Origin of the sequence: Bradyrhizobium sp. 930_D9_N1_4 (genome assembly GCF_052076015.1) — a bacterium.
Lineage (GTDB): Bacteria > Pseudomonadota > Alphaproteobacteria > Rhizobiales > Xanthobacteraceae > Bradyrhizobium.
Genome location: NZ_CP197236.1, coordinates 946,632 through 968,792 on the forward strand (window position 1 = coordinate 946,632; position 22,161 = coordinate 968,792).

Annotated in this window: 22 protein-coding genes; 15 read left to right on the forward strand and 7 right to left on the reverse strand. The window is 64.9% G+C overall.

Going from position 1 to position 22,161, the window contains the following annotated elements:
* Positions 1-135 precede the first annotated feature (135 nt).
* From AB7532_RS04420 to AB7532_RS04445, 6 genes are all read left to right on the forward strand, one after another.
* Positions 136-330 (forward strand): twin transmembrane helix small protein, encoded by a 195-nt coding sequence (locus AB7532_RS04420; RefSeq protein ID WP_247504124.1) that lies wholly within the window; start codon positions 136-138, stop codon positions 328-330.
* Positions 331-332: 2 nt separating this feature from the next.
* Complete coding sequence (locus AB7532_RS04425; protein WP_441233616.1) at positions 333-905, forward strand: cob(I)yrinic acid a,c-diamide adenosyltransferase; 573 nt, start codon at positions 333-335, stop codon at positions 903-905.
* A gap of 138 nt (positions 906-1,043) precedes the next feature.
* Positions 1,044-1,793 (forward strand): electron transfer flavoprotein subunit beta/FixA family protein, encoded by a 750-nt coding sequence (locus AB7532_RS04430; protein ID WP_441233617.1) that lies wholly within the window; start codon positions 1,044-1,046, stop codon positions 1,791-1,793.
* Positions 1,793-2,743, forward strand: coding sequence for an electron transfer flavoprotein subunit alpha/FixB family protein (locus AB7532_RS04435; protein WP_441233618.1), 951 nt, complete (start codon positions 1,793-1,795; stop codon positions 2,741-2,743). The genes AB7532_RS04430 and AB7532_RS04435 overlap by 1 nt, the downstream gene beginning before the upstream one ends.
* A gap of 210 nt (positions 2,744-2,953) precedes the next feature.
* Positions 2,954-3,835 carry a 3-hydroxybutyryl-CoA dehydrogenase gene (locus AB7532_RS04440; protein WP_441233619.1) on the forward strand — a complete coding sequence of 294 codons (882 nt, stop codon included), beginning with the start codon at positions 2,954-2,956 and terminating at the stop codon, positions 3,833-3,835.
* Positions 3,836-4,003: 168 nt separating this feature from the next.
* Positions 4,004-4,198 (forward strand): hypothetical protein, encoded by a 195-nt coding sequence (locus tag AB7532_RS04445; protein ID WP_441233620.1) that lies wholly within the window; start codon positions 4,004-4,006, stop codon positions 4,196-4,198.
* A 4-nt stretch (positions 4,199-4,202) separates the two neighbouring features.
* Here the strand turns inward: AB7532_RS04445 and tlpA are convergent, their stop codons facing one another.
* A complete protein-coding gene (tlpA, locus tag AB7532_RS04450) occupies positions 4,203-4,868 on the reverse strand; it encodes a thiol:disulfide interchange protein TlpA (RefSeq protein WP_441239187.1) in 666 nt (221 codons plus the stop codon).
* 105 nt (positions 4,869-4,973) lie between these two features.
* Between tlpA and argH the strand changes: the two genes are divergently transcribed.
* From argH to lysA, 3 genes are all read left to right on the forward strand, one after another.
* The gene (gene argH, locus AB7532_RS04455; RefSeq protein WP_441233621.1) at positions 4,974-6,365 is read left to right on the forward strand and encodes an argininosuccinate lyase; all 1,392 of its coding nucleotides are present in this window, start codon (positions 4,974-4,976) and stop codon (positions 6,363-6,365) included.
* A gap of 99 nt (positions 6,366-6,464) precedes the next feature.
* On the forward strand, positions 6,465-6,755 hold the full coding sequence (gene lptM / locus AB7532_RS04460; protein ID WP_441233622.1) for an LPS translocon maturation chaperone LptM: 291 nt from the start codon (positions 6,465-6,467) through the stop codon (positions 6,753-6,755).
* A gap of 23 nt (positions 6,756-6,778) precedes the next feature.
* Positions 6,779-8,044, forward strand: a complete 1,266-nt coding sequence (gene lysA / locus AB7532_RS04465; RefSeq protein ID WP_441233623.1) for a diaminopimelate decarboxylase — start codon at positions 6,779-6,781, stop codon at positions 8,042-8,044.
* 200 nt (positions 8,045-8,244) lie between these two features.
* Here the strand turns inward: lysA and AB7532_RS04470 are convergent, their stop codons facing one another.
* Both AB7532_RS04470 and AB7532_RS04475 read right to left on the reverse strand, forming a co-directional pair.
* Positions 8,245-9,153 (reverse strand): NAD(P)-dependent oxidoreductase, encoded by a 909-nt coding sequence (locus AB7532_RS04470; protein ID WP_441233624.1) that lies wholly within the window; start codon positions 9,151-9,153, stop codon positions 8,245-8,247.
* A 230-nt stretch (positions 9,154-9,383) separates the two neighbouring features.
* Positions 9,384-9,767, reverse strand: coding sequence for a carboxymuconolactone decarboxylase family protein (locus tag AB7532_RS04475; protein ID WP_441233625.1), 384 nt, complete (start codon positions 9,765-9,767; stop codon positions 9,384-9,386).
* 169 nt (positions 9,768-9,936) lie between these two features.
* Between AB7532_RS04475 and AB7532_RS04480 the strand changes: the two genes are divergently transcribed.
* Both AB7532_RS04480 and AB7532_RS04485 read left to right on the forward strand, forming a co-directional pair.
* Positions 9,937-12,054 carry a TIGR02302 family protein gene (locus tag AB7532_RS04480; RefSeq protein ID WP_441233626.1) on the forward strand — a complete coding sequence of 706 codons (2,118 nt, stop codon included), beginning with the start codon at positions 9,937-9,939 and terminating at the stop codon, positions 12,052-12,054.
* A gap of 3 nt (positions 12,055-12,057) precedes the next feature.
* A complete protein-coding gene (locus tag AB7532_RS04485; protein ID WP_441233627.1) occupies positions 12,058-12,957 on the forward strand; it encodes a DUF4175 family protein in 900 nt (299 codons plus the stop codon).
* A gap of 140 nt (positions 12,958-13,097) precedes the next feature.
* Here the strand turns inward: AB7532_RS04485 and AB7532_RS04490 are convergent, their stop codons facing one another.
* Both AB7532_RS04490 and AB7532_RS04495 read right to left on the reverse strand, forming a co-directional pair.
* Positions 13,098-13,472 (reverse strand): response regulator, encoded by a 375-nt coding sequence (locus AB7532_RS04490; RefSeq protein WP_441233628.1) that lies wholly within the window; start codon positions 13,470-13,472, stop codon positions 13,098-13,100.
* 50 nt (positions 13,473-13,522) lie between these two features.
* Positions 13,523-14,401, reverse strand: a complete 879-nt coding sequence (locus AB7532_RS04495; protein WP_441233629.1) for an MJ0042-type zinc finger domain-containing protein — start codon at positions 14,399-14,401, stop codon at positions 13,523-13,525.
* A 175-nt stretch (positions 14,402-14,576) separates the two neighbouring features.
* Between AB7532_RS04495 and ftsE the strand changes: the two genes are divergently transcribed.
* From ftsE to AB7532_RS04515, 4 genes are all read left to right on the forward strand, one after another.
* Positions 14,577-15,236, forward strand: coding sequence for a cell division ATP-binding protein FtsE (ftsE, locus tag AB7532_RS04500; protein ID WP_128954174.1), 660 nt, complete (start codon positions 14,577-14,579; stop codon positions 15,234-15,236).
* Positions 15,229-16,197, forward strand: a complete 969-nt coding sequence (locus AB7532_RS04505; RefSeq protein ID WP_441233630.1) for a cell division protein FtsX — start codon at positions 15,229-15,231, stop codon at positions 16,195-16,197. The genes ftsE and AB7532_RS04505 overlap by 8 nt, the downstream gene beginning before the upstream one ends.
* A gap of 72 nt (positions 16,198-16,269) precedes the next feature.
* Positions 16,270-16,974: a YdcF family protein gene (locus AB7532_RS04510; protein WP_441233631.1), complete on the forward strand. Its 705-nt coding sequence runs from the start codon at positions 16,270-16,272 to the stop codon at positions 16,972-16,974.
* An 11-nt stretch (positions 16,975-16,985) separates the two neighbouring features.
* The gene (locus AB7532_RS04515; RefSeq protein WP_441233632.1) at positions 16,986-17,774 is read left to right on the forward strand and encodes a lysophospholipid acyltransferase family protein; all 789 of its coding nucleotides are present in this window, start codon (positions 16,986-16,988) and stop codon (positions 17,772-17,774) included.
* Positions 17,775-17,794: 20 nt separating this feature from the next.
* On the opposite strand, the gene AB7532_RS04520 is transcribed toward AB7532_RS04515, so the two are convergent.
* Both AB7532_RS04520 and AB7532_RS04525 read right to left on the reverse strand, forming a co-directional pair.
* Positions 17,795-20,695 carry a sulfatase-like hydrolase/transferase gene (locus tag AB7532_RS04520; protein ID WP_441233633.1) on the reverse strand — a complete coding sequence of 967 codons (2,901 nt, stop codon included), beginning with the start codon at positions 20,693-20,695 and terminating at the stop codon, positions 17,795-17,797.
* The gene (locus AB7532_RS04525; protein WP_441233634.1) at positions 20,692-22,149 is read right to left on the reverse strand and encodes a class I SAM-dependent methyltransferase; all 1,458 of its coding nucleotides are present in this window, start codon (positions 22,147-22,149) and stop codon (positions 20,692-20,694) included. Before AB7532_RS04525 ends, AB7532_RS04520 begins: the two co-directional genes overlap by 4 nt.
* Between the last annotated feature and the right edge of the window lie 12 nt (positions 22,150-22,161).

Sequence of the window (22,161 nt, forward strand, 5' to 3'; positions counted from 1 at the left end):
GAAAATCATTCGGCCAGCTTCTGATATTCCTGGCTCAAAAGCCAGATCGCGAAGCACCTCGCGTCGCCCCGGAATGACGCCGTTGGCTGCCGTTGCACCATGGCGGACGGGCACACACGGTGTTATCTAACCCCGATGGCATCCATCCTGAGTACTTTCATCCTGCCGGTTGCAGCCGGCGCCGTGGCGTTGGTGCTGCTGCTCGGTCTCATCAACATGATGCGCGGCGGCTCGCCCAACACGTCGCAGAAGCTGATGCGCTGGCGCGTATTGCTTCAGTTCGTGGCGATCGTCATTGCCATGATCGCGGTCTGGGCGATGGGACGCTGAACATGGTCACGCTCAACCGCATCTATACCAAGACTGGTGACGACGGCACGACAGCGCTCGGCTCGGGCGAGCGCCGTCCGAAATACGATCTGCGCATCGCGGCCTATGGCACCGTCGACGAGACCAACGCGGCGATCGGCGTGGTCAGGCTCCAGACGCACGACATGCCCGAATTCGACGCGATGCTCGGCCGCATCCAGAACGACCTTTTCGACCTCGGCGCGGACCTTGCTGTGCCCGAGCGCGAAGGAAAGGCCGAACGGCTCCGGGTGGTGGCAAGCCAGGTCGAGCGGCTCGAGCACGACATCGACGCGCTCAACGACAAGCTCGCGCCGCTAACCTCCTTCGTGCTCCCCGGCGGCACGCCGGCCGCCGCCTACCTCCACGTCGCCCGCACGATTTGCCGCCGGGCGGAACGGGTGATGGTGGAACTGGCGGCCCAGCCTGGCGAGACTGTTGGTAGCGCTGGCATCCAGTATATGAACCGACTGTCGGACTTCCTGTTCGTGGCCAGCCGCGCCGCCAACCATGACGGCGCCGGCGACGTGCTCTGGGTTCCCGGGCAGAATCGCTGACCCAGCTTCGCTGCCCATTGAGCAGCGCATTTCTAAGGTCTAAAATTTGGCCCTGTCGCGCGTTGACCGGGCCGGATCAGGCCTTTAGGTTCCGCGCCAGTTGAATACCCCCCTCCCAAATTGAGTGAAAGAGGATCGATGAAGGTCTTGGTGCCGGTAAAGCGGGTGGTCGATTACAACGTCAAGGTCCGCGTCAAGGGCGATGGATCGGGCGTTGAACTCGCCAACGTCAAAATGTCCATGAACCCGTTCGACGAGATCGCGGTCGAGGAAGCGCTGCGCCTGAAGGAAGCTGGCAAGGCGACCGAGGTCGTGGTGGTCTCGATCGGACCGGCGCAGGCGTCGGAGACGATCCGTACCGGTCTTGCCATGGGCGCCGATCGCGGCATCCTGGTGAAGGCCGACGGCAATGTCGAGCCGCTCGCCGTCGCCAAGATCCTGAAGAAGGTCGCGGACGAAGAGCAGCCGGGACTGATCATTCTCGGCAAGCAGGCGATCGATGACGACAGCAATCAGACCGGCCAGATGCTGGCCGCGCTGCTCGGCTGGTCGCAGGCGACCTTCGCCTCGAAGCTCGAGGTCGACGGCTCGGATTTCAAGGTCACCCGCGAAGTCGACGGCGGTCTCCAGACCGTCAAGCTGAAGGGACCGGCGATCGTCACCACTGATCTTCGTCTCAACGAGCCGCGCTATGCCTCGCTGCCCAACATCATGAAGGCTAAGAAGAAGCCGATCGCGGACAAGACCGTCGCCGACTATGGCGTCGACGTCACCGCGCGCCTCGAAGTTCTCAAAACGGCTGAGCCCGCGGGCCGCAAGGCCGGCGTCAAGGTCAAGGACGTCGCCGAGCTGGTGTCGAAGCTCAAGAACGAAGCCGGGGTGCTCTGATGACGACATTGCTGATTGCCGAACACGAACACGAAGTCCTCAAGGACTCCACCAACAAGGCGCTCACTGCGGCTTCCCAGCTCGGCGGCGACGTCCATGTGCTGGTCGCCGGCGGCGGGCAGGGCACCAAGACGGCGGCCGAGGCGGCCTCGAAGCTTGCCGGCGTTGCCAAGGTGCTGGTCGCCGAAGGCGAGCTCTATGCGCACGATCTCGCCGAGCCGCTGGCCGCGCTGATCGTCTCGCTGGCCCCGTCCTATGACGCGATCGTCGCGCCCGCGACCTCGCGCTTCAAGAACGTGATGCCCCGCGTCGCCGCGCTGCTCGACGTCATGCAGGTTTCGGAGATCACCAAGGTGGTCACCCCCGACACCTATGAGCGTCCGATCTATGCCGGCAACGCCATCCAGACGGTGAAGTCGAAGGACGCCAAGAAGGTCATCACGGTCCGCACCTCGACCTTCGCGGCCGCCGCTGCCGGCGGCAGCGCGCCGGTGGAGAGCGTCTCGGCTGCCGCCGATCCGGGCCTGTCGACCTTCGTCGGCGAGGAAGTCGCCAAGAGCGATCGTCCCGAGCTGACCTCGGCGAAGATCATCGTCTCCGGTGGCCGCGCCATGCAGAGCCGCGAGAACTTCGCCAAATACATCGAGCCGCTCGCCGACAAGCTCGGCGCCGGCGTTGGTGCCTCGCGCGCGGCGGTGGACGCCGGCTATGCGCCGAACGACTGGCAGGTCGGCCAGACCGGCAAGGTCGTGGCCCCCGAGCTCTATGTCGCGGTGGGCATTTCCGGCGCGATCCAGCATCTGGCCGGCATGAAGGACTCCAAGGTGATCGTCGCGATCAACAAGGACGAGGACGCGCCGATCTTCCAGGTCGCCGATTACGGCCTGGTCGCCGACCTTTACCAGGCGGTTCCTGAGCTGACGGACGAACTCGCCAAGCTCGGCAAGTAAAAACGCGATAAAAACACCGGCCGGAGTGGTACACTCCGGCCGGTTTTTCTTTTTCGAGGCGTTTTCTTTGGCGTGGGGCACGCCGGGGGAGCGATCCAATCTAGGTTTCGAGCCGAGATTCTGGTTAGATCAAGCTTCTGATGAAATCAGATCTCCCGGCTCAGGGGATAAGGCAGGCGCGATGTGCGCGCCGTTCCGGTGGATGATATTATGGCGGCAGTGATCAAGAAGGTCGGCGTGATTGGCGCGGGTCAGATGGGCAGTGGCATCGCGCATGTCGCGGCGCTGGCCGGTTTCGACGTTGTGCTCAACGACATCTCGGCCGACCGTCTCAAGTCCGGCATGGCCACGATCAACGGCAATCTGGCGCGCCAGGTCTCCAAGAAGGCTGTTTCCGAGGACGAGAAGGCCACGGCGATGGCGCGCATCAAGCTCGCCGAGAAGCTCGACGACCTCGCCGACTGCGACCTCGTAATCGAGACCGCGGTCGAGAAGGAAGAGGTCAAGCGCAAGATCTTCCACGAGCTGTGCGCGGTGCTGAAGGCCGAGGCGATCGTCGCTTCCGACACGTCCTCGATCTCGATCACGCGGCTGGCCGCCGCTACCGACCGGCCCGAGCGCTTCATCGGCATTCACTTCATGAATCCGGTGCCGCTGATGGAGCTGGTCGAGCTGATCCGCGGCATCGCCACCGACGATTCCACGTTCGAGGCCTCCAAGGAGTTCGTCGCCAAGCTCGGCAAGCAGGTCGCGGTCTCCGAGGATTTCCCGGCCTTCATCGTCAACCGCATCCTGCTGCCGATGATCAACGAGGCGATCTACACGCTGTATGAAGGCGTCGGCAACGTCGAGGCGATCGACGCGGCGATGAAGCTCGGCGCCCACCATCCGATGGGCCCGCTCGAGCTCGCCGATTTCATCGGCCTCGATACTTGCCTGTCGATCATGCAGGTGCTGCACGAGGGCCTCGCCGACTCCAAATACCGCCCGTGCCCGTTGCTGGTGAAATACGTCGAAGCCGGCTGGCTCGGCCGCAAGACCCAGCGTGGCTTCTACGACTACCGCGGCGCCAAGCCGGTTCCGACGCGCTGACGTCGTAGGGTGGGTTAGCGAAGCGTAACCCACCACTTCTGTCTCTGCGGATACCAAAGAGGTGGGTTACGCCTTCGGCTAACCCACCCTACGTCCATCCGCACTGTGACAATTCATGTCGCGTTAACCCATCAGCCCTAGTGTCCTGCCGGTAAGAGGGTTTGCGTAATGGACATGATGGCGATGGTCAGCACCATGCTGGCCGCTCAGCAAGGCGCGCTGCAGTCGAATATCGCGGCGACGCTGACCAAGCAGAACATGGACATGGAGAAATCCACCGTCCTCACGCTTCTCGGCGCCGGTCAGCCCTCGCTCGCCAATGTCGGCGCTGGCGTCGGCGGCAACCTGAATATTTCCGCCTGAACCCCTAAAGTCCCGCCGCGGCCTTGCCGGTCGCCGCCCGGATCAGCTTGAGCGCGTCCTCGCTCGCCCATTCCGCCGGTCCCGCGATCGTCGCGATTTCGCATCCCTGCGGGTCGACCAGCACCGAGGTCGGCATGCCCAGCGCCCGGCCTATGGCCTTAAGGTCCTGGAACACCTTGGCTTTCTGGTCGCTGAAATAGCCAAGCCGGGTCAGATTGGCCTCCTTCAGGAAGGTCTTGGGCTTCTCGGCATCGCGGGTGTCGATGTTGATCGCCACCACCTCGAAATTCGGGCCCGCCAGCTTGCCCTGGAGCTCGTCCAGCGCCGGCATCTCCTTGCGGCAGGGCACGCACCAGGTGGCCCAGAGGTTCACCAGCAGCGTCTTGCCGCGGAAATCGGACAGTTTTTTCGGCTTGCCGTCGGAATCCTCGAAGGCGAGATCCGGCAGCTTCAGGGGGGCGCTGGCCATGGTCAGGGCGGCCAGTTCGCCATGGGCCAGCGGAGCGATTTTTTGCGCCGTTGCCACCGCCGCCCGGCAGGTCGGATCGCCCGAGGGAGCCCGGCTCAGGCCAAGGCCGTACAGCGCGGCAAAGCCCGCCAGTCCCCCGATCGCGACGGTGGCGATGACGATGGGGATCCGGCGCGTGGCGGAGGGCTTCTGGTCGAGCATATCGTTTGTCATCCGGTCGCAGATATGGCTATCAGGGGCCTCTTAATACGGCTGGCGGCGGCCAGCAAACGTGACCAGCGACAAGCAAGGCGTGAGCAGGGGATCATGAGCAACAAGATGTGGGGCGGCCGGTTCTCGGAACGTCCCGATGAGATCATGGAAGAGATCAACGTCTCCATCGACGTCGATCGTCACCTCTATGCCCAGGACATTGCCGCGTCCAAGGCCCACGCCGCGATGCTGGCCAGCCAGGGCATCATCACGACCTCTGATGCGAAAAATATCGGCAAGGGTCTAGACACGATTCTGTCAGAGATCGGCAAGGGCGGCTTCACGTTCAAGCGCGCGCTCGAAGATATCCATATGAACGTCGAGAGCCGGCTGACCGAGCTGATCGGCCCCGCTGCCGGGCGCCTGCACACCGCGCGGTCGCGCAACGACCAGGTCGCGACCGACTTCCGCCTCTATGTCCGCGATGTTCTCGACGAGACCGATGCGGCGCTAGCCGCGTTCCAGGCATCGCTGGTCAATCGCGCGCTCGAGCATGCCGCGACCGTGATGCCCGGCTTCACGCATCTCCAGACCGCGCAGCCCGTGACATTCGGCCATCATCTGCTCGCCTATGTCGAGATGGCCGCGCGTGACCGCGGCCGTTTCCAGGATGCTCGCAAGCGGCTGAATGAATCGCCGCTCGGCGCCGCCGCGCTCGCCGGCACCTCGTTCCCGATCGATCGTCATGCCACGGCGAAAGCGCTCGGTTTCGACCGGCCGATGGCGAACTCGCTCGATGCGGTCTCCGACCGCGATTTCGTGCTGGAGACCTTGTCGGCCGCCTCGATCTGCGCCGTGCACATGTCGCGCTTTGCCGAGGAGATCGTGATCTGGACCTCGCCGCTGGTCGGTCTCATCCGGCTCAGCGACAAGTTCACCACCGGCTCCTCGATCATGCCGCAGAAGCGCAATCCTGACGCCGCCGAGCTGGTGCGCGCCAAGACCGGCCGCGTCATCGGTGCGCTCAACGGTCTCCTGATCGTCATGAAGGGCCTGCCGCTCGCCTATCAAAAGGACATGCAGGAGGACAAGCAGGGCGCCATGGAGGGTTTTGCCGCGCTGTCGCTAGCGATCCGCGCCATGACCGGCATGGTCCGCGATCTCGTCCCGGACGAAGCGAAGATGAAGGCAGCTGCGGGCGAGGGCTACGCCACGGCGACCGACCTTGCCGACTGGCTGGTACGGACGCTGAAGATGCCGTTCCGCGACGCCCACCACGTCACCGGCCGCATCGTTGCCAAGGCCGCCGAGGGCGGCGTGGCGCTGCACGAGCTGCCGTTGAAGGAGATGCAGGCGATCGAGCCGAAGATCACCAAGGACGTGCTCGGCGTGCTCTCGGTCGAATCGTCGGTGAAGAGCCGGACCAGCTTTGGCGGCACTGCGCCGAAGAACGTGATGTCGCAGGCCAAGGCCTGGGCGAAGCGGCTGGAAAAAGAGCGGAAATAGGGCTGAGGGCAAAATTTCGCTTATGTTTCATGGTCATCCGGCTCTCGCCAGAGCGCGCCAATCTCTGTATGGTGCGCCCCGCGTAGTGGGGATTTCGTCGTGACGTCAAAGTTTCGCCCGGCCGGCTCGGGGTGGGCCATCATTGTCTTGAGCCTGACGGCGCTCGCGCTTGCCGGCTGTGGCCGCAAGGGCCCGCTCGATCTGCCGCCGACCGCGTCCAGCGCGTCCACGGCCAATGTCGCAGCTCCGACCGACACCGAGACCGAAGCCCAGAGGACGCCGAGCGTGTTCAATCCCACCTATGGTGCGGATTCAGGGCCTGCCGCGACCAAGGGCAAGAAGAAACCGTTCATTCTCGACCCGCTCCTGGACGAAAGACCCAGCAGATAGGCTGGGGCAATTGAGCCAACGCCATGAACCATTTCGACTATCGCAACGGCGTGCTGCACGCCGAGGCGGTGAACCTGTCCGAGCTGGCCGCGACCGTCGGCACGCCGTTCTATTGCTATTCGACCGCCACGCTCGAGCGCCACTACCGCGTTTTCGCCGAGGCCTTCGCCGGCGAGAAGGTGCTGGTCTGCTACGCCATGAAGGCGAACTCCAACCAGTCGGTGCTGCGCACGCTGGCCAAGCTCGGTGCCGGCGCTGACGTCGTCTCCGGTGGCGAGCTGAAGCGCGCACTGGCCGCCGGCATCCCCGCCAGCAAGATCCTGTTCTCCGGCGTCGGCAAGACCGAGACCGAGCTGCGCGCAGCGCTGGCCGCCGACATCCTCTGTCTGAACGTCGAATCCGAGCCCGAGCTGGAATTGCTGTCGCGGCTTGCGACCGAGATGGGCAAGACCGCGCGCATCTCGATCCGCGTCAATCCCGATGTCGATGCCGGCACGCACGCCAAAATCTCGACCGGCAAGTCCGAGAACAAGTTCGGCATCCCGATCGCCTATGCTCGCGAGGTCTACGCCCGCGCCGCCAAGTTGCCCGGGATCAAGGTGACCGGCACCGACGTGCATATCGGCAGCCAGATCACCGATCTCTCCAAGATGGAGACCGCGTTCCGGATTCTGTCCGAATTCGTGCAGACACTGCGCAGCGACGGCCACGACATCAGCCACGTCGATTTTGGCGGCGGCCTCGGCATTCCCTATTACATGGATCGCGAAGCGCCGCCGGCGCCCGATGCCTATGCCGCCATGGTCAAGCGCGTCAGCCATAATCTCGGCTGCACGCTGATGTTCGAGCCGGGCCGCATGATCGTCGGCAATGCCGGCATCCTGGTCGCCAAAGTGATCTATGTGAAGCACGGCGATGGCAAGAATTTCGTCATCATCGACGCCGCCATGAACGACCTCATTCGCCCGACGCTGTACGAGGCGCATCACGACATTCTGCCGGTGACGCAGCCGGCCAGGGACGCAGTTACCATCAAGGCCGACGTGGTCGGCCCGGTCTGCGAGACCGGCGATTATCTCGCGCTCGACCGCACGCTGCCGACGCCGAAGCCCGGTGATCTCATCGCCATCATGACCGCGGGCGCCTATGGCGCGGTGCAGGCCGGGACCTACAACACGCGGCCGCTGGTGCCCGAGGTGCTGGTGAAGGGCGACCAATACGCCGTAGTGCGCCCGCGCATCGAGGTCGAGCAGCTGATTGCGATGGACACGCCGGCGCCGTGGCTGTGATGGAGTGAGGCCTGACTGTGAGACGCGATGCCGGCTCTACAATCTCGCTGTCGTCCCCGCGAAGGCGGGGACCCATAGCCACAGGCCGTAGTTGGTTGCCTAAGCTGTAACTCCGGATCCCCGTAATCACACCTTCCTGTGGTTATGGGTCCCGGGCTCGCGCTTCGCGCGCCCCGGGACGACGAGGAGAGTGTTGCGCGCTACTTCCCCGCCAATCCGCCCTTTGTTCCGCCAACCACGACGCCCGCCTTCTTCTCGATCGGCTTGATCGCCGCGGTAAAATCGGACTCGGCGCCTTCCGCGCTGATCACGGTCTCCCATAGCCGTCCGACGGCATCGGCGACCTCCATCGAGAGCCCCAGCGATTTCATCTCCTCCAGCGCCAGCCGCACGTCCTTCACCATCAGTCCCGTGGCGAAGCCGAAATCGAAACTGCGCGGCAGAACCGAGCGCGGAAACTTGTCGCGGCTTGCGGTGTTCATGCCCGAACCGGCGTTGATGACGTCGATCATCACGGCGGGATCGAGCCCGGCTTTCACGCCCATCACCACCGCTTCCGACGTCGCCACCATCGCGGTCGCCGACAGGAAATTGTTGGCGAGCTTCATGGTCTGTGCCGCGCCGGGCTTCTCGCCGATGAAGAACACTTTTCCGATCACGTCGAGCGCGGGCTTGAGCAGCTCGAAATCCGCTTTCGGCCCCGACACCATTACCGCCAGCGTGCCCTTTTCGGCGCCGCCGACGCCGCCTGAGACGGGGCAGTCGATCTGCACGATGTCGTGCTTGGCGAGCAGGTCGTGAATTTTCGTCGCCATGGTCGAGCCGACGGTGGAGAGATCGATGAAGCGCTTTGCGCGGCTCCCCTCGATCACGCCGTTCGCGCCCGTTGCCACCGCGAGCGACGCCTGCAGCGAGGGCAGGCTCGCCATGACGGTCTCGACCTGGTCGGCGACGTCCTTCGGCGATGTCGCCACAGTCGCGCCGCGCGCCACGAGCTTGTCGACGACCTCCTTGCGGGTGTCGAACACGACCAGCTTGTGTCCCGCCTCGACCAACCGCCGCGCCATCGGGAAACCCATGTTTCCGAGGCCGATGAATCCGATGTCCATGATGTTTCCTTTTTTCTTCGTTGTTGAGAAAGATGCTTGCTCCGTCCCCGCTGTCGTCCCGGGGCATCGCGAAGCGATGAGCCCGGGACCCATATCCGCAGGGATAAATCGTGATGCGAGACGGTCACTCCGAGTCCCGCTAACCACATTTGCCTGTGGTTATGGGTCCCGGGCTCGCGCTTCGCACGCCCCGGGACGACGTCGGAGAGAGGTTGGCCTCAAGCCTTTCCTCACGCCTTCGCGTCGATCTCCGCGAACACCTCGCGCGCGATGCGGAAGCTGTCGACCGCGGCCGGCATGCCGCCATAGATTGCGACCTGCATCAGGATCTCGCGGATCTCGTCGCGGGAGACGCCGTTGGTGAGCGCGCCCTTCAGATGCGCGCGAAACTCGTGCTGGCGGTTGAGGATCGCGATCATGGCGATGTTGAGCATGCTGCGGGTTTTGCGCGGCAGTTCCTCGCGGCCCCACACCGTGCCCCAGCAATATTCGTTGAGCATCTCCTGGAACGGACGGTTGAAATCGTCGACGTTCTTCAGGGCATTGTTGACATAGGCCTCTCCCAGCACTGCTTTGCGGACTTCCAGGCCCTTGTCGTGCATCTTCTTGTCCATGGTCGTTTCCTCATCTCTTTTTTGGGAATGGCGCGCGGAAAGTACGGGGTTGCAGCGGGCCAGTCACGTCCTCGTGTTATGCGGGAAAAGGGGGCTCTCCCGTACAGGAACGGATGCCTCAGTGCTGCCGTTGTGGTACGTTTCCCTACCGGGCAACCTGGAGAGTTGATTGAACGGCGTCACCCCCGACCCGTCAGACCCGATCCGCGACGGCGACGCTCTGTCGCGGCTGAAGCTGGCGCAGGCCCTCGAGCGGGCCACTTATGCCATCGCGTGGGAGCGTGCCTGGCCGCATCTGGCGCGGGTGCTGACTGTTGTCGGCCTGTTTCTGGTGGCATCGTGGGCCGGCCTGTGGCTGGTGCTGCCGTCTGTCATCCGTGTCATCGGCCTCGTCATTTTCGCCGGCGCCGCCATCGCCGCTCTCGTCCCCTTGATTCGTTTCCGCTGGCCGGGCCGCGACGAGGCCTTGGGCCGGCTCGACCGTGGCTCCGGCATCCGTCATCGCCCGGCGACGACGCTGACGGACACGCTGAGCTCGAAGGACCCGGTGGCGCTGGCGCTGTGGCAGGCGCAGCGCGAGCGCACGCTGGCCTCGCTCAAGCGCATCCGCGCCGGTTTGCCGCATCCGCGCCTTGCGCTGCACGACCCCTGGGCGCTGCGTGCCCTGGTCATGGTGATGCTGGTTGCGACCTTCTTCGCCGCCGGCGACGAGCGCGCGATGCGGCTCGGGGCTGCGTTCGACTGGAAGGGCGTGCTGGCGCCGACCAATGTCCGCGTCGATGCCTGGGTCACCCCGCCGCTCTACACCGGCAAGCCGCCGGTCATTCTGTCCGCCGCCAACAAGGAGGCCGCGGCGCTGCCCGCCAGCGGCCCGCTCGCGGTTCCCGCCGGTTCGACCCTGATCGTGCGCTCCTCCGGTGGCAATCTGGATGTCGCGACGTCCGGCGGCCTCAAGGAGATCGCGCCCACCGAGGCTGCGCCGAAGGGTACAAGCGAGAAGCATTTCACCATCGCGGGTGATGGCACCGCGCATGTCCGCGCGCCCTCGGGCCAGCCGCAATGGGCCTTCACGGCGACGCCGGACCGGGCGCCGACCATCGCGCTCGCGAAGGATCCTGAGCGTCAGGCCTACGGCGCGTTGCAGCTCTCCTACAAGATCGAGGACGATTACGGTGTCACCGGTGCGGCAGCGCAGATTGTTCCGCGCGCCGCCGAAGGCACCGACGCGACCAATGACACCGACGGCAAGGCCGCGCGGCCGCTTTACCAGCCGCCGCAATTCGCGCTGACGCTGCCCAATGCACGGACCCGCAACGGCGTCGGCCAGACGGTGAAAGACCTCAGCGAGGATCCCTATTCCGGCGCCGATGTCACGCTGACGCTCACCGCCAAGGACGAGGCCGGCAACGAGGCGAAGAGCGAGCCGTTCAACATGCGCCTGCCGGGCCGGCTGTTCACCAAGCCGCTCGCCCGCGCGCTGATCGAGCAGCGCCGCATCCTTGCGCTGGACGCCAACAAGAATTCAGACGTCTATTCCGCGCTCGACGCATTGATGATCGCGCCCGAGATGTTCACGCCGGAGCCCGGGCAGTATCTCGGCCTGCACAGCGTCGCGCGCGAGCTCGAAGCCGCGCGCACCGACGATTCCCTGCGCGAGGTCGTGGCGAGCCTTTGGGCGCTCGCGGTGACGATCGAGGACGGCAATATCAGCGACGTCGCCAAGGCATTGCGCGCGGCGCAGGACGCGCTCAAGCAGGCGCTTCAGCGCGGCGCCAGCGACGAAGAGCTCAAGAAGCTCATGGACAATCTGCGCACCGCGCTCGACAATTACATGCGGCAGTACGCGCAGCAGATGCGCAGCAATCCGCTGGCGCGGCCGGCGATCGGCCTCGACGACCAGATGAAGCGCATCGAGCGGCAGATCCAGCGCGGCAATCGCGAAGCTGCCGCGCGCGAGCTGGATCGCCTGGCGCGGGCGCTGGAAAATCCGCCTGGGCCGCCCAGCGCCGAGCAGAAAGAGATGGACGAGATTGCGCGCGAGCTGAACGATCTGCTCCGCGAGCAGAACGCGCTTCGCGACGAGACCGACCGGCAAAGCAAGGATTCCAAGCGCGGCCAGCGTACCAAACCGCTGCCGCCCAAAGTCGCCGAGATACTGCGCAAATCGAGAGAGCTGCGGCAGAAGACGCGCGGCGCGACCAGCGATCAGCTGGAGGATTTGGCAAAGCAGCAGGACTCCTTGCGCGAGGAGCTCAGGACCTGGCGTGAATCCCAGGGAGCGAGATAGCTCATGAGACACACATCGATCCGCCAAAGCAGGAAGGTCGCGCGCGGAACGCTCGCAACGGCTTGTTTCGTCCTTGCTCTGTCCTGCTCCACGGCTTCGATTGGCTTCGCCCAGTCGTCGCGCGCCGACCAGAAGAGCCTCGATGCGCTGCTCGACAGCGCCGAGCGCTCGATGAAGCAATCCGCCGACAGCCTGAAGGGCAAGAATTCGGACGAGAGCGTCGGCCAGCAGTCCAAGGCCATCCGGGACATGGAGAAATATCTCTATCCCGATCCGAACGATCCCTCCGCGTCGCGCGAGGGCTCGCAGGATACGCAGGGCCGGCAGGAGCAATTGAAGAAGCGGCTGGAGGCCCTCAAGAAGAAGCTCGCCGAGATGGGCTTGCAGCAGGATGGCCAGAAAGGCCAGCGCGGGCAGAAGCAGCCGGGGCAGCAGGGCCAGCAAGGACAGCAGGGCCAGGGCCAGGACGGCGATCAGGATGGCGATGACGGCTTCGACGCCGCCGAGAACGCCATGGGAGACGCCGGCAATCAGATCGGCGAAGGCGATGCCGACGGCGCGACGTCGTCACAGGGCAAGGCCATCGACGCCCTGCGCAAGGGCATGCAAGATCTCGCCGACGCGCTTGGCGGGCAGCAGAATGGCGAAGGCCAGGAGCCCGGTGACGGCGAGGGTCCCGGTCAGTCTGTCGGCCGCCAGCAGAGCGGCGGCGAGCGCACTGATCCGTTGGGCCGGCCGCTGCGCGGCAAGGAATATAGCGACGATTTCTCGGTCAAGATTCCCGGCGAGATCGACGCCCAGCGGGCGCGGCGCATTCTCGAAGAGCTTCGCCGCCGCCTGAGCGATCCCGCCCGCCCGCAGCTCGAGCTCGATTATCTCGAGCGACTGCTGAAGGATTTTTGACGTCACACGTGGTGTCATCGCCCGACTTGATCGGGCGATCCAGTATTCCAGAGACGATTGCGATTGAACCGAGAGGCCATGGCGTACTGGATGCCCCGGTCAAGCCGGGGCATGACAGCGGAATGCGTGGCGGCCGCCCGCTAACCCTTCTTCGCCGCCAGCGCGTCCGCCACCGCCGTGCGGATATCTGCGACCGAGAACGGCTTTGTCACGACATCATGCACCAGCGCATTGAGATTGGACGCGCGCTCGCGCTGATCGGCAAAACCGGTCATCAGCAAAATGGTCAGGTCGGGGAAATCGCGCGCGGCGGAGAGTGCCAGCGCAATGCCGTCCATCACAGGCATCTGGATGTCGGTGAGCAGCAGATCGAACGCGCCGTCCGCACTGGTCAGGATCTCCAGCGCCTCGGCGCCGTCCTGCGCGGTGACGGTCTCGTGGCCGTCCATGGCGATGGCGCGCGCCACCAGCTGGCGCATCGAATCCTCGTCGTCGGCGATCAGGATTTTCGGCATGAGACCAACCTTGGGACCAACCTCGCGGCCAACTTTCCCTGCGAAATCGATTATACGCTGCCGCCGGCAATGTCGCGCCGGTTGAAGAAGCGAACGTCGATATTGCGGCCCTCCGGCGGCGGCGAGGCGAGGCGCGAGCGGAAGAAGGCTCGCTCGCCCGGCTGGAGTACGGTCTGTTCCAGCACGGTGTTCCAGGCGTAAATCTCCGCGCCTTGCGCGTCGCGCACCGCAAAACGCAGCCGCGGGATATCGAGTGGCTTCTTGCTTTGGCCGACGATCACGCCCTCGATCACCAGCACCTGCTTACCGTCCACGGTCTCGCTGGAGAGCTTGACGTCCTTGAAGGCCAGCCCGCGCAGGTTCACGTCAAAGCCGACCATCTTGTAGAACGCCGCCGTCTGCGGCAGCAGTCGGACCATGTCGCCGCGCCAGACGATCAGGGCCAGCACCAGCGCGCCCATGGCGGCGCAGGCCGTTGGCAGGCCGAAATGGGATTTTCGCGGCGCCACGGCGGGGGCCTCACGCCTTACCTTTGCCCCGCGGCGGCTGAACAGGCCGCGGATCCAGGACTGGTGCTGCGCGCCCACGACCTCTTCCTCGGCGGCCCGGGCTGCCGCGGACCATTCGTCCTCGATCTCCCTGCTGTCCTCGGCCGGCCAGTCGCTGGCGATCGAGGGGCTGTCGACAACAGGCGTCTCGGCGGCGGTGTCGTCCTTGGCGTAGGAGTTCCATTCCGCGGCAAGGTCGGACTGGTCGTCAGACTGGCTGGCCGCGGCCATGGCCGGGACGGATGCCTCCTCGATGGCATCCTCGGCATAGGCGACCCAGGTCTCCTTGCAGCGGGAACAGCGGACCGTCCGGCCGTTCGCCCCCAGGCTCGCAAGCTTGATGGCGTAGGATGTCGTACAATGGGGGCAGACGATATGCATGGACACGAGCCTTGATGCACGGACTGGTCTTGACGATGCCACGGGCGAAGAGAGCCGGGCATCCCAAATGCTACAGGGCGACCGTTAACGAACCGGAAACCATAACGGTCGCACAACCCCTTGATCGCGTGTGGTGGGGTGCCGCAGCGCGGCCTCCTCTCGAACGGAGCTGAACTTGGTTCGGTTCGAAAATGTCGGATTGCGTTACGGACTGGGGCCGGAGATTCTGCGCGACCTCAGTTTCCAGATCCCGGCGCATTCGTTCCAGTTCCTGACCGGCCCCTCCGGCGCCGGCAAGACGTCACTCTTGCGCCTGTTGTTCCTGTCGCACCGGCCGACGCGCGGCCTCGTCAATCTGTTCGGTCATGACATCTCGCAGCTCGGCAAGGACGAGATCGCCGATCTGCGCAAGCGCATCGGCATCGTGCTGCAGGATTTCCGCCTGCTCGACCACATGACGACCTATGAGAACGTCGCGCTGCCGTTCCGCGTCATGGGCCGCAGCGAGTCGAGCTACCGCAAGGAGGTGATCGACCTGCTACGCTGGGTCGGTCTCGGCGACCGCATGGATGCGTTGCCGCCGATCCTGTCGGGCGGCGAGAAGCAGCGCGCGGCGATCGCGCGCGCGGTGATCTCGCGACCGCAGCTGCTGCTCGCGGACGAGCCGACGGGCAGCGTCGATCCGACGCTCGGCCGCCGGCTGCTGCGGTTGTTCATCGAGCTCAACAAATCAGGGACTGCCGTCATCATCGCGACCCATGACATCGCGCTGATGGACCAGTACGAAGCGCGCCGCTTCGTGCTGCACCAGGGACGTTTGCACGTCTATGAGTAGGACCGACGAACGCGGCGTTCTGGTCGACCTCGGACAGGAGCGTCCGCCGCTTCCGGCCAGGGCGCGGAATCTGTCGCCGATCGTGCCGCGCGCCTCGATCCACGGACGCGCGCTGGTCGCCGTCGTCGCCATCATGACGTTCCTGGCATCGATGACCACGGGCACGGTGCTGCTGGTCAGCGCCTCCGCCGCGGAATGGCAGTCGGATGTCGCCAGCGAAATCACCATCCAGGTCCGCCCGCAGACCGGCCGCGATCTCGACCGCGACACCGCGGCGGTGACGGAAGCGATGCGCGCGCAGGCCGGCATCGTCGAGGTCAAGCCGTTCACCAAGGACGAGAGCGGCAAGCTGCTCGAGCCCTGGCTCGGCACGGGCCTCTCGATGGACGACCTGCCGGTGCCGCGCATGATCATCGCGCGTGTGCAGCCGGGCACGGCGATCGATCTCGCTGCCCTGCGCGCGCGCGTGACGCAGGCGGCGCCGAGTGCCAGCGTCGACGATCACCGCGCCTGGATCGAGCGGATGCGCTCGATGACCAACGCCACCGTGCTCGCCGGCATCGGCATCCTCGCGCTCGTCATCATCGCCACCATCATCTCGGTCTCGTTCGCGACCCGCGGTGCCATGGCGGCGAACCGCCCGATCGTCGAGGTGCTGCATTTCGTCGGCGCCGGCGACCGCTACATCGCCAACCGCTTTCTGCGTCACTTCCTCCGGCTGGGCCTCGAGGGCGGCGTGATCGGTGGTGGTGCAGCCATGCTGGTGTTCGGCTTCTCCGAGTCGATCGCGGGCTGGTTCTCCGGCACGCCGGTTGGCGATCAGTTCGCAGCTCTGCTCGGCACCTTCTCGCTACGGCCATCCGGCTACGTCGTGCTCGCGGTGCAGGCCGTTCTGATCGGCGCCATCACCGCGGTCGCCTCGCGCCAGACGCTGTTCGCGACACTGAATGACGTCGATTAGGCCCGATAAACCGGACTCCACTTCGCCTCAAAACGTCCTAAAATCGTCCGGGGAAGGGATCACCGACATCACATGAGCTCGCCGACCGACGATCGATCGCCGAAACTGCCGCGCGGCTGGCTGCGCGCGGTCGTCGTGTCGACGATCGCGCTCGCCTTCGTCGGCGCGGCGGCGGGCTTCATCGCGTTCCTGTCGCAATTGCGCGGCGCCGAGATCGCGCCGGACCGCAAGGCCGACGGCATCGTGGTCCTGACCGGCGGCTCCTCGCGGGTGTCGGACGCGATGGAGCTGCTGGCTGCGGGCTACGGCAAGCGGCTCCTGATCTCGGGCGTGCATCCGACCTCGACCGCGAGTGACATCTCCCGGACCTTGCCGGAGAACCAGTCCTTCATGCATTGCTGCGTCGATCTCGACCGCACGGCAATCTCGACCCGCGGCAACGCGGCGGAGGCGCGGCGCTGGGCCGAGGGGCGCGGCTTCAGGTCGCTGATCGTGGTCACCTCGAACTATCACATGCCGCGCGCGCTGGTGGAATTCTCGCATGCGATGCCGGAGACGACGCTGATCCCGTTCGCGGTGGTCGGCGACAAATGGCGTGAGGAGCCGTGGTGGACCTCGGCCTCGACCTTGCGGCTGCTGCTGTCCGAATATGTCAAGTACATCGCGGCCGAGCTCAGGGTGCGGCTGGAGGATTTCGGGATTGACCTTTCGCCCGAGATGTCGGAGCAGCCTCAAGGCCTGGCGCCAAAGCGGCCCGCGACCGCACAGGCCAACTGATCGGACCATCGATGCCTCTGATTTTCCTGCGCTCGCTCCTGTTCAACGTGCTGTTCTACGCCGTGCTGGTGTGCCTCGCGATCGTGGCGCTGCCGACCTTCGCGTTGCCGCCGCGCGCCATGCTGACGGTCGCGCAATGGTGGGCCAAGGCGACGCTGGTCCTGATGCGCGTGGTCTGCAACATCAAGGTGGAATTCCGCGGGACCGAGAAGATCCCGCAAGGGCCGCTGGTGATCGTCGCAAAACACCAGTCGTTCTGGGAGACGTTCGTGCTGCCGGGCTTCTTCCATCGCCCGATCTTCATCCTCAAGCGTCAGCTGATGCAGATCCCGGTGTTCGGTCAGTTCCTGGTCAAGACCGGGATGATCGCGATCGACCGCAAGGCCGGCGTGAAGGCGCTGCTGGACATGACGCGCCGCGCCCGTGAGGCGGTGCGCGGGGGAGGCCAGCTCGTGATCTTTCCGGAAGGCACGCGCCGGGCGCCGGGCGACGTGCCCGACTACAAGACCGGCTTTGCGCAGATCTACGCGTCCTGCGGCGTGCAGTGCCTGCCGATCGCGCTCAATTCCGGCCTGTTCTGGCCGCGCCGCACCTTCATGCGCTATCCCGGCACGCTGGTGGTGGAGTTCCTCGATCCGCTGCCGGCAGGCCTTCCCAAGGACGAGTTTCTCTCCCGCGTGCAAACCGCCATCGAAGACGCCACCGGCCGTCTCGTCGAAGCGGGGCGGAAGGAGCAGGAGCAGCTGATCGGCACCGCGCCGAGCTATGCGGGCGCCGGGAGCGGACATCGCGCTCCGTAAAGGCGGCGAGAGGCGACGCGTCAATTCGCGGCCGCGCTCGCGTCATCCGTGCTGATGATCCTGACGATGTCCGCCTGAGGCTCGCGGCAATTCTGCTCGGCGAAATCGGCGCTGACGGGCGTCTTCGTTTCGTCCTTGCTGAGCCCCGTCGTCGCGACCCTGGTGACTGCCGGAATTCCGCTCATGCCGAGGAGCACGGCCGTGCAGACGGCCTTCGGCGCGGAATACAGATCGACGATCCAGTGCTTGCCGTCTTTCTGAACGCCCACCGCACCCCACGGCAGGGACAAGCGGTCTTCCGCCGTAAACAAGCCGGGCACGGTGACGCCCGCTTTCCGCAGCGTCTGCAATTCGATCCGTCCGCCGGTCGCGATGCGCGACTGTCGCAGAGCGCCGATGAGCTCAGTGGTCGCCGCGACCACCTCGTCGGGAGAAACCTGTCGCGCCGGCTGGTCGCGCGCGGTGGGACGGTTCGCGACGATGATCCGGACAAAACCATCGCTTGATTGCGCGCAGGCCTGCTTGACGTGCTCCGGCGTCACCGGAACATCGGCTTCGTCCTTTGACGCCGCCGATGTGGCAAGCTGGGCGACGCCCTCGATCTGATTGGCGCCGAGCAGAAGCGTCGCGCAGGCGCTCTCGGGGACCGAATAGAAGTCGAGCACCCATCGCGGGCCGTCCTGCGACACGACGAAATCACCCCAGGGGCCGGCCAATTCGCTGCCGCCCGTCAGCGCATCCGGAACGGCGACGCCGCGCGCGCGCAACGCAGACAGCGTCATGCGTCGCTGCTGGTTGTCTTCCGCGGCTTTCAGCTCGCCGATCAGCTTGGCGACCTCCGCGACCACGCGGTCGGCGGAAAGCCTGTCGACTGGGATTTCGGCGAGATGATCGAACGCATCGACCGCAAAAACCCTGAGCTCGCGCGTGCCGATTCCATCGAGGCATTCCTCGGCGAGGATCAGCGTGAAACTATTGGCCACATCCTCCTCGCCGAGATCGGTCGTCCGCGTCGCGCCGCAGAAGCGATCGCCCAGCGCGACCAGGATGTTTCGCGTCTCGCCATCCTGCTTGCCTCCTGTGATCTGCACATCGATGCGCGCGGAATCGGGAATTGCCGTGCGCTTGACACCGTTCGGCCCGAGCATCCTGGCGACGGTGCCGGGCGTCAGGGTGAACTGGAATTCACCGACCGACCGGCCGATGTAATTCCGGAACTCCCCAAACCCGTACAGGTCGGCGCTCGAAACGCCCGTTCCGAACCAGCGGAGGCGCCGCTTGAGCGTAGGGTCTGCGCGATGCGCGGTCGATTTGACGGTTTCGGCGGGCACCGCCTGTCGGATCGCGTTGAGGAACGACGTGCCCTGGACATCCTCCGGTCGGTCAAAGCCGAGATAGTCGAGGATGGTTGGGTAGACGTCGATCGTCGTCACCTCGTCGAGTGAGACGCGCGCATTGGCCTGTTCCGGCAGCTTGACCAGGAGAGGGATCGCCGCGACGTCGGACTTGTGAGACACGTTCGGATCGCGCGGCGCCTCGCCCGGCCACAACGAGACGCCGTGATCGGCGACGACCACGATCATCGAATGGTCGTATGCACCGGTCGCTTTCAATCGCGCAATGATTTCGCCGAGCAGCTTGTCCGCATGCATCGATTGCAGCAGATGAGCCTGGGTGTCGTGCATGATCCGCGCATTGTCGACGCTGAGCTTCGAGGTCTTGCGATCGAGCGAGATGTAGTCACCCCATCGCGGCGGCGGATAGGATGTGCCCGACGGGTAATGGCTCCAGCCATTGTGCGGGTAGATGTTGTGATAGACGGCAAGGAACGGCTGTTTCGCATCGCTCAGCGCAGCGATGAACCGCTGATGATGCGGCGTGCCGTGCGGCAGCGCGGCAATGTCTTCGCCGAAGCGGTTGTGCTGCCGGTTGATTGGCGGAAGGTTGCGTACGAATTGCGGCGGCGTGACGATGTGGGCGTAGATGATTGCGACGTCGCGCGCGATCCGCCATGTCCGCGCGGAGAACGACGGCTCGAAATTATCTCCGGACTGCCCGAAAGGGTTGAGATTGGTGACGGTCTGGAGGTCCAGGACATTGTAGCTGGCGCCCAGCATGTAGAAGATGTTTTTCGGGTAGACCCCGTAGGTCGCGGGCGCGTCGCCTTTCGTCAGTCGCCCGGACATGATCGCGGGGACGGCGGTCTCGGTCTCTCCCGACACCGAACGCGCATCGGCAAACCAGGTGCTGCCCTGCGCGAGCTGGTGGAAGTTCGGAAACTTCTCCTTGTCGATCAGCCCGTCGCCGTCGAGGATCGTGGTGAGCGGAAATTCGTCGTAGACGATGAGCACGACGTTGGGCCGCGAGGCGATGTCGAGTTTTGGCGGAGGCGGAATCCGCGACAGTTGGATCACGCCGAATTCGGTGCCGCGCAGCAGCATCAACGCGGGGAAGACGACCGTCATCACGCCGAGAAGCCGGACCACGCCGCGAAGCCCGGGTTTCGACAGAAGCAGCCATGCCAGGGTGCCTGACAGCGCCAGGAGCACTGCTCCGGCGATGATTTGCTCCGAGCCTGGAATGAACGGCGCCTGACGTGCCAGCTGCCGCACGGCGTTGGTGACCGCGAGCCAGATATACGTCGCGAAGACGATGAACGCCAAAGCCCGACCGAGATAGCGGTGCAGCCGGGAGCCGAGTGTGACGAGCAAATAGGTCAGGAGCGGCGGCACTGCGTAGATGAGCAGGATCCACGCTGCGAACTCGATCCCGCTCATTCGCCAGGCCACGAAGAAATTCAGGGTCGTTCCGGTGACCGAATAGAACGGCTGGGGGATCGCGATCGCCGACAGCGCGAGATGCAGAAGGAAGGAACCCCGTTCGGTGGCCGCGCCGCGGTTCGTGCCGGCCCTCGCGATCATGTCGCGGTCTCCGGGCGCGCCTGTGCTTTCGGCTGGAGCAGATAGATCCGCCTGCGGCCGCCTTTGAGCGGCGCCGAATCCAGAATGTCGAACATCGACCCTGCGACGGACTCAAACTGCTCCTGCGTGTAGCCCGGATGAACGCCACGCCTGTTCTGGAGCAATTGCAGCGTCATTTCGTCGTCCGGCCCCACGAATTCGAGAATGACGTTGGCTCCGAACTCGCGAATCCAGTCCAGGAAGTCCCGCAACGGAATGTTTGCGGAAATCACCATGTGGTGGATGAGTGCAAGACACAGGATCAGATCGGGACTGGCGCGATGCTCGAACGACTTTCTTTCACGGCCGCGCCAGCCTTGGTCCGGCGACGTGTTGCTCAGCTGCATGACCAGAGGCGTGATGTTGCCGCGTTCCGGCGTTCTGATGCGCTGGTAGAGCTTGTCGACGGCCAGTTCGTCCTGGTCGATCGCGACGATGCAGTCGGCCTGTTCGCTGCACAGGCGAGAGAACGTGCCGGTGTTGCAGCCGAGATCGTACACGAGCGGCCAACGCCGGCTGCCGACATGCCGCTCGATGAAGTCCTTCTTCTCGGAAAAGGACGCATCATCGTAGGAATGCGTCTCTTCGTACGTTGACCAGGATGTCCGGCCGCCCCGGCGTTCGAGCTTTTCGACCAGTCGCGTAAGTGACTGGACCATGCGAAGCGTCATTTCGCTGGTCTGCCTGATCGCCCATTTGGGCGCAGCCGAAGATGCCGCAGCCTCGGCGCGCCGCGCGCGAGCCTGCAATCTGGCATGAAGATAGATGTGGGAGAGGACGCCGCGGCGGAACATGTCGCGCACCGAGAGGAACTTCAGCGCCTGTTCCGGATCGATGCCTTCCAGCTCGCTTCGGCACAGCGCCGCCGTGTCGATGCCGCGATGGGCCTTCAGTAGCAGGGGAATGAGGAACATCATGCAGAACTGGCGATATCCGATCCAGGAATCGCCGGGGCGGTACAGTTCGAAGGACGAGACGTCGATGAAGACGGGCTGCTGCCCCCGCCACTGAACGTTGTAGGCGGAGCCGTCCTTGAGCGTCCAGCCGTTCGCGAGCGCGTCTTCGAGAATGCCGAGGTGCAGCAGGGCCGCATCCTTCAACATGCCGAATGTCCACTCGTACGGATAGGAGATGAACGGAATTCTCTCGTGCCGGAGCAACTCGCTCCACCGGCCGGAAAGCGCCTCCGCTCTCACGTCGGGCCGGTCTTCGGTCTCGGTGGCAATGACGGCCCCGCGCTTGACCAGCGCCTGAAAGAACGGCGTCTGGCGAAGTTGATGCCAGTGAGCAGCACTCTCGGCATCGAGGGCCCGGAAGACCTGTTCGTCGCGGTAGAAAACCTGATTGCCGGGATCGCGAAACGAGCCCGGCTCCGGCGTCATCAGTTCCTCGTTGAGCCGAGAGGACTGGAGCATTCTCGCTGCGTC

What these genes read in the sequence shown, in the direction of transcription:
- AB7532_RS04420 (WP_247504124.1), top strand. Translation starts at nt 136, where the DNA reads ATGGCATCCATCCTGAGTACTTTCATCCTGCCGGTTGCAGCCGGCGCC.
- AB7532_RS04425 (WP_441233616.1), top strand. Translation starts at nt 333, where the DNA reads ATGGTCACGCTCAACCGCATCTATACCAAGACTGGTGACGACGGCACG.
- AB7532_RS04430 (WP_441233617.1), top strand. Translation starts at nt 1,044, where the DNA reads ATGAAGGTCTTGGTGCCGGTAAAGCGGGTGGTCGATTACAACGTCAAG.
- AB7532_RS04435 (WP_441233618.1), top strand. Translation starts at nt 1,793, where the DNA reads ATGACGACATTGCTGATTGCCGAACACGAACACGAAGTCCTCAAGGAC.
- AB7532_RS04440 (WP_441233619.1), top strand. Translation starts at nt 2,954, where the DNA reads ATGGCGGCAGTGATCAAGAAGGTCGGCGTGATTGGCGCGGGTCAGATG.
- AB7532_RS04445 (WP_441233620.1), top strand. Translation starts at nt 4,004, where the DNA reads ATGGACATGATGGCGATGGTCAGCACCATGCTGGCCGCTCAGCAAGGC.
- tlpA (WP_441239187.1), bottom strand. Translation starts at nt 4,868, where the DNA reads ATGCTCGACCAGAAGCCCTCCGCCACGCGCCGGATCCCCATCGTCATC.
- argH (WP_441233621.1), top strand. Translation starts at nt 4,974, where the DNA reads ATGAGCAACAAGATGTGGGGCGGCCGGTTCTCGGAACGTCCCGATGAG.
- lysA (WP_441233623.1), top strand. Translation starts at nt 6,779, where the DNA reads ATGAACCATTTCGACTATCGCAACGGCGTGCTGCACGCCGAGGCGGTG.
- AB7532_RS04470 (WP_441233624.1), bottom strand. Translation starts at nt 9,153, where the DNA reads ATGGACATCGGATTCATCGGCCTCGGAAACATGGGTTTCCCGATGGCG.
- AB7532_RS04475 (WP_441233625.1), bottom strand. Translation starts at nt 9,767, where the DNA reads ATGGACAAGAAGATGCACGACAAGGGCCTGGAAGTCCGCAAAGCAGTG.
- AB7532_RS04485 (WP_441233627.1), top strand. Translation starts at nt 12,058, where the DNA reads ATGAGACACACATCGATCCGCCAAAGCAGGAAGGTCGCGCGCGGAACG.
- AB7532_RS04490 (WP_441233628.1), bottom strand. Translation starts at nt 13,472, where the DNA reads ATGCCGAAAATCCTGATCGCCGACGACGAGGATTCGATGCGCCAGCTG.
- AB7532_RS04495 (WP_441233629.1), bottom strand. Translation starts at nt 14,401, where the DNA reads ATGCATATCGTCTGCCCCCATTGTACGACATCCTACGCCATCAAGCTT.
- AB7532_RS04505 (WP_441233630.1), top strand. Translation starts at nt 15,229, where the DNA reads ATGAGTAGGACCGACGAACGCGGCGTTCTGGTCGACCTCGGACAGGAG.
- AB7532_RS04510 (WP_441233631.1), top strand. Translation starts at nt 16,270, where the DNA reads ATGAGCTCGCCGACCGACGATCGATCGCCGAAACTGCCGCGCGGCTGG.
- AB7532_RS04515 (WP_441233632.1), top strand. Translation starts at nt 16,986, where the DNA reads ATGCCTCTGATTTTCCTGCGCTCGCTCCTGTTCAACGTGCTGTTCTAC.
- AB7532_RS04520 (WP_441233633.1), bottom strand. Translation starts at nt 20,695, where the DNA reads ATGATCGCGAGGGCCGGCACGAACCGCGGCGCGGCCACCGAACGGGGT.
- AB7532_RS04525 (WP_441233634.1), bottom strand. Translation starts at nt 22,149, where the DNA reads ATGCTCCAGTCCTCTCGGCTCAACGAGGAACTGATGACGCCGGAGCCG.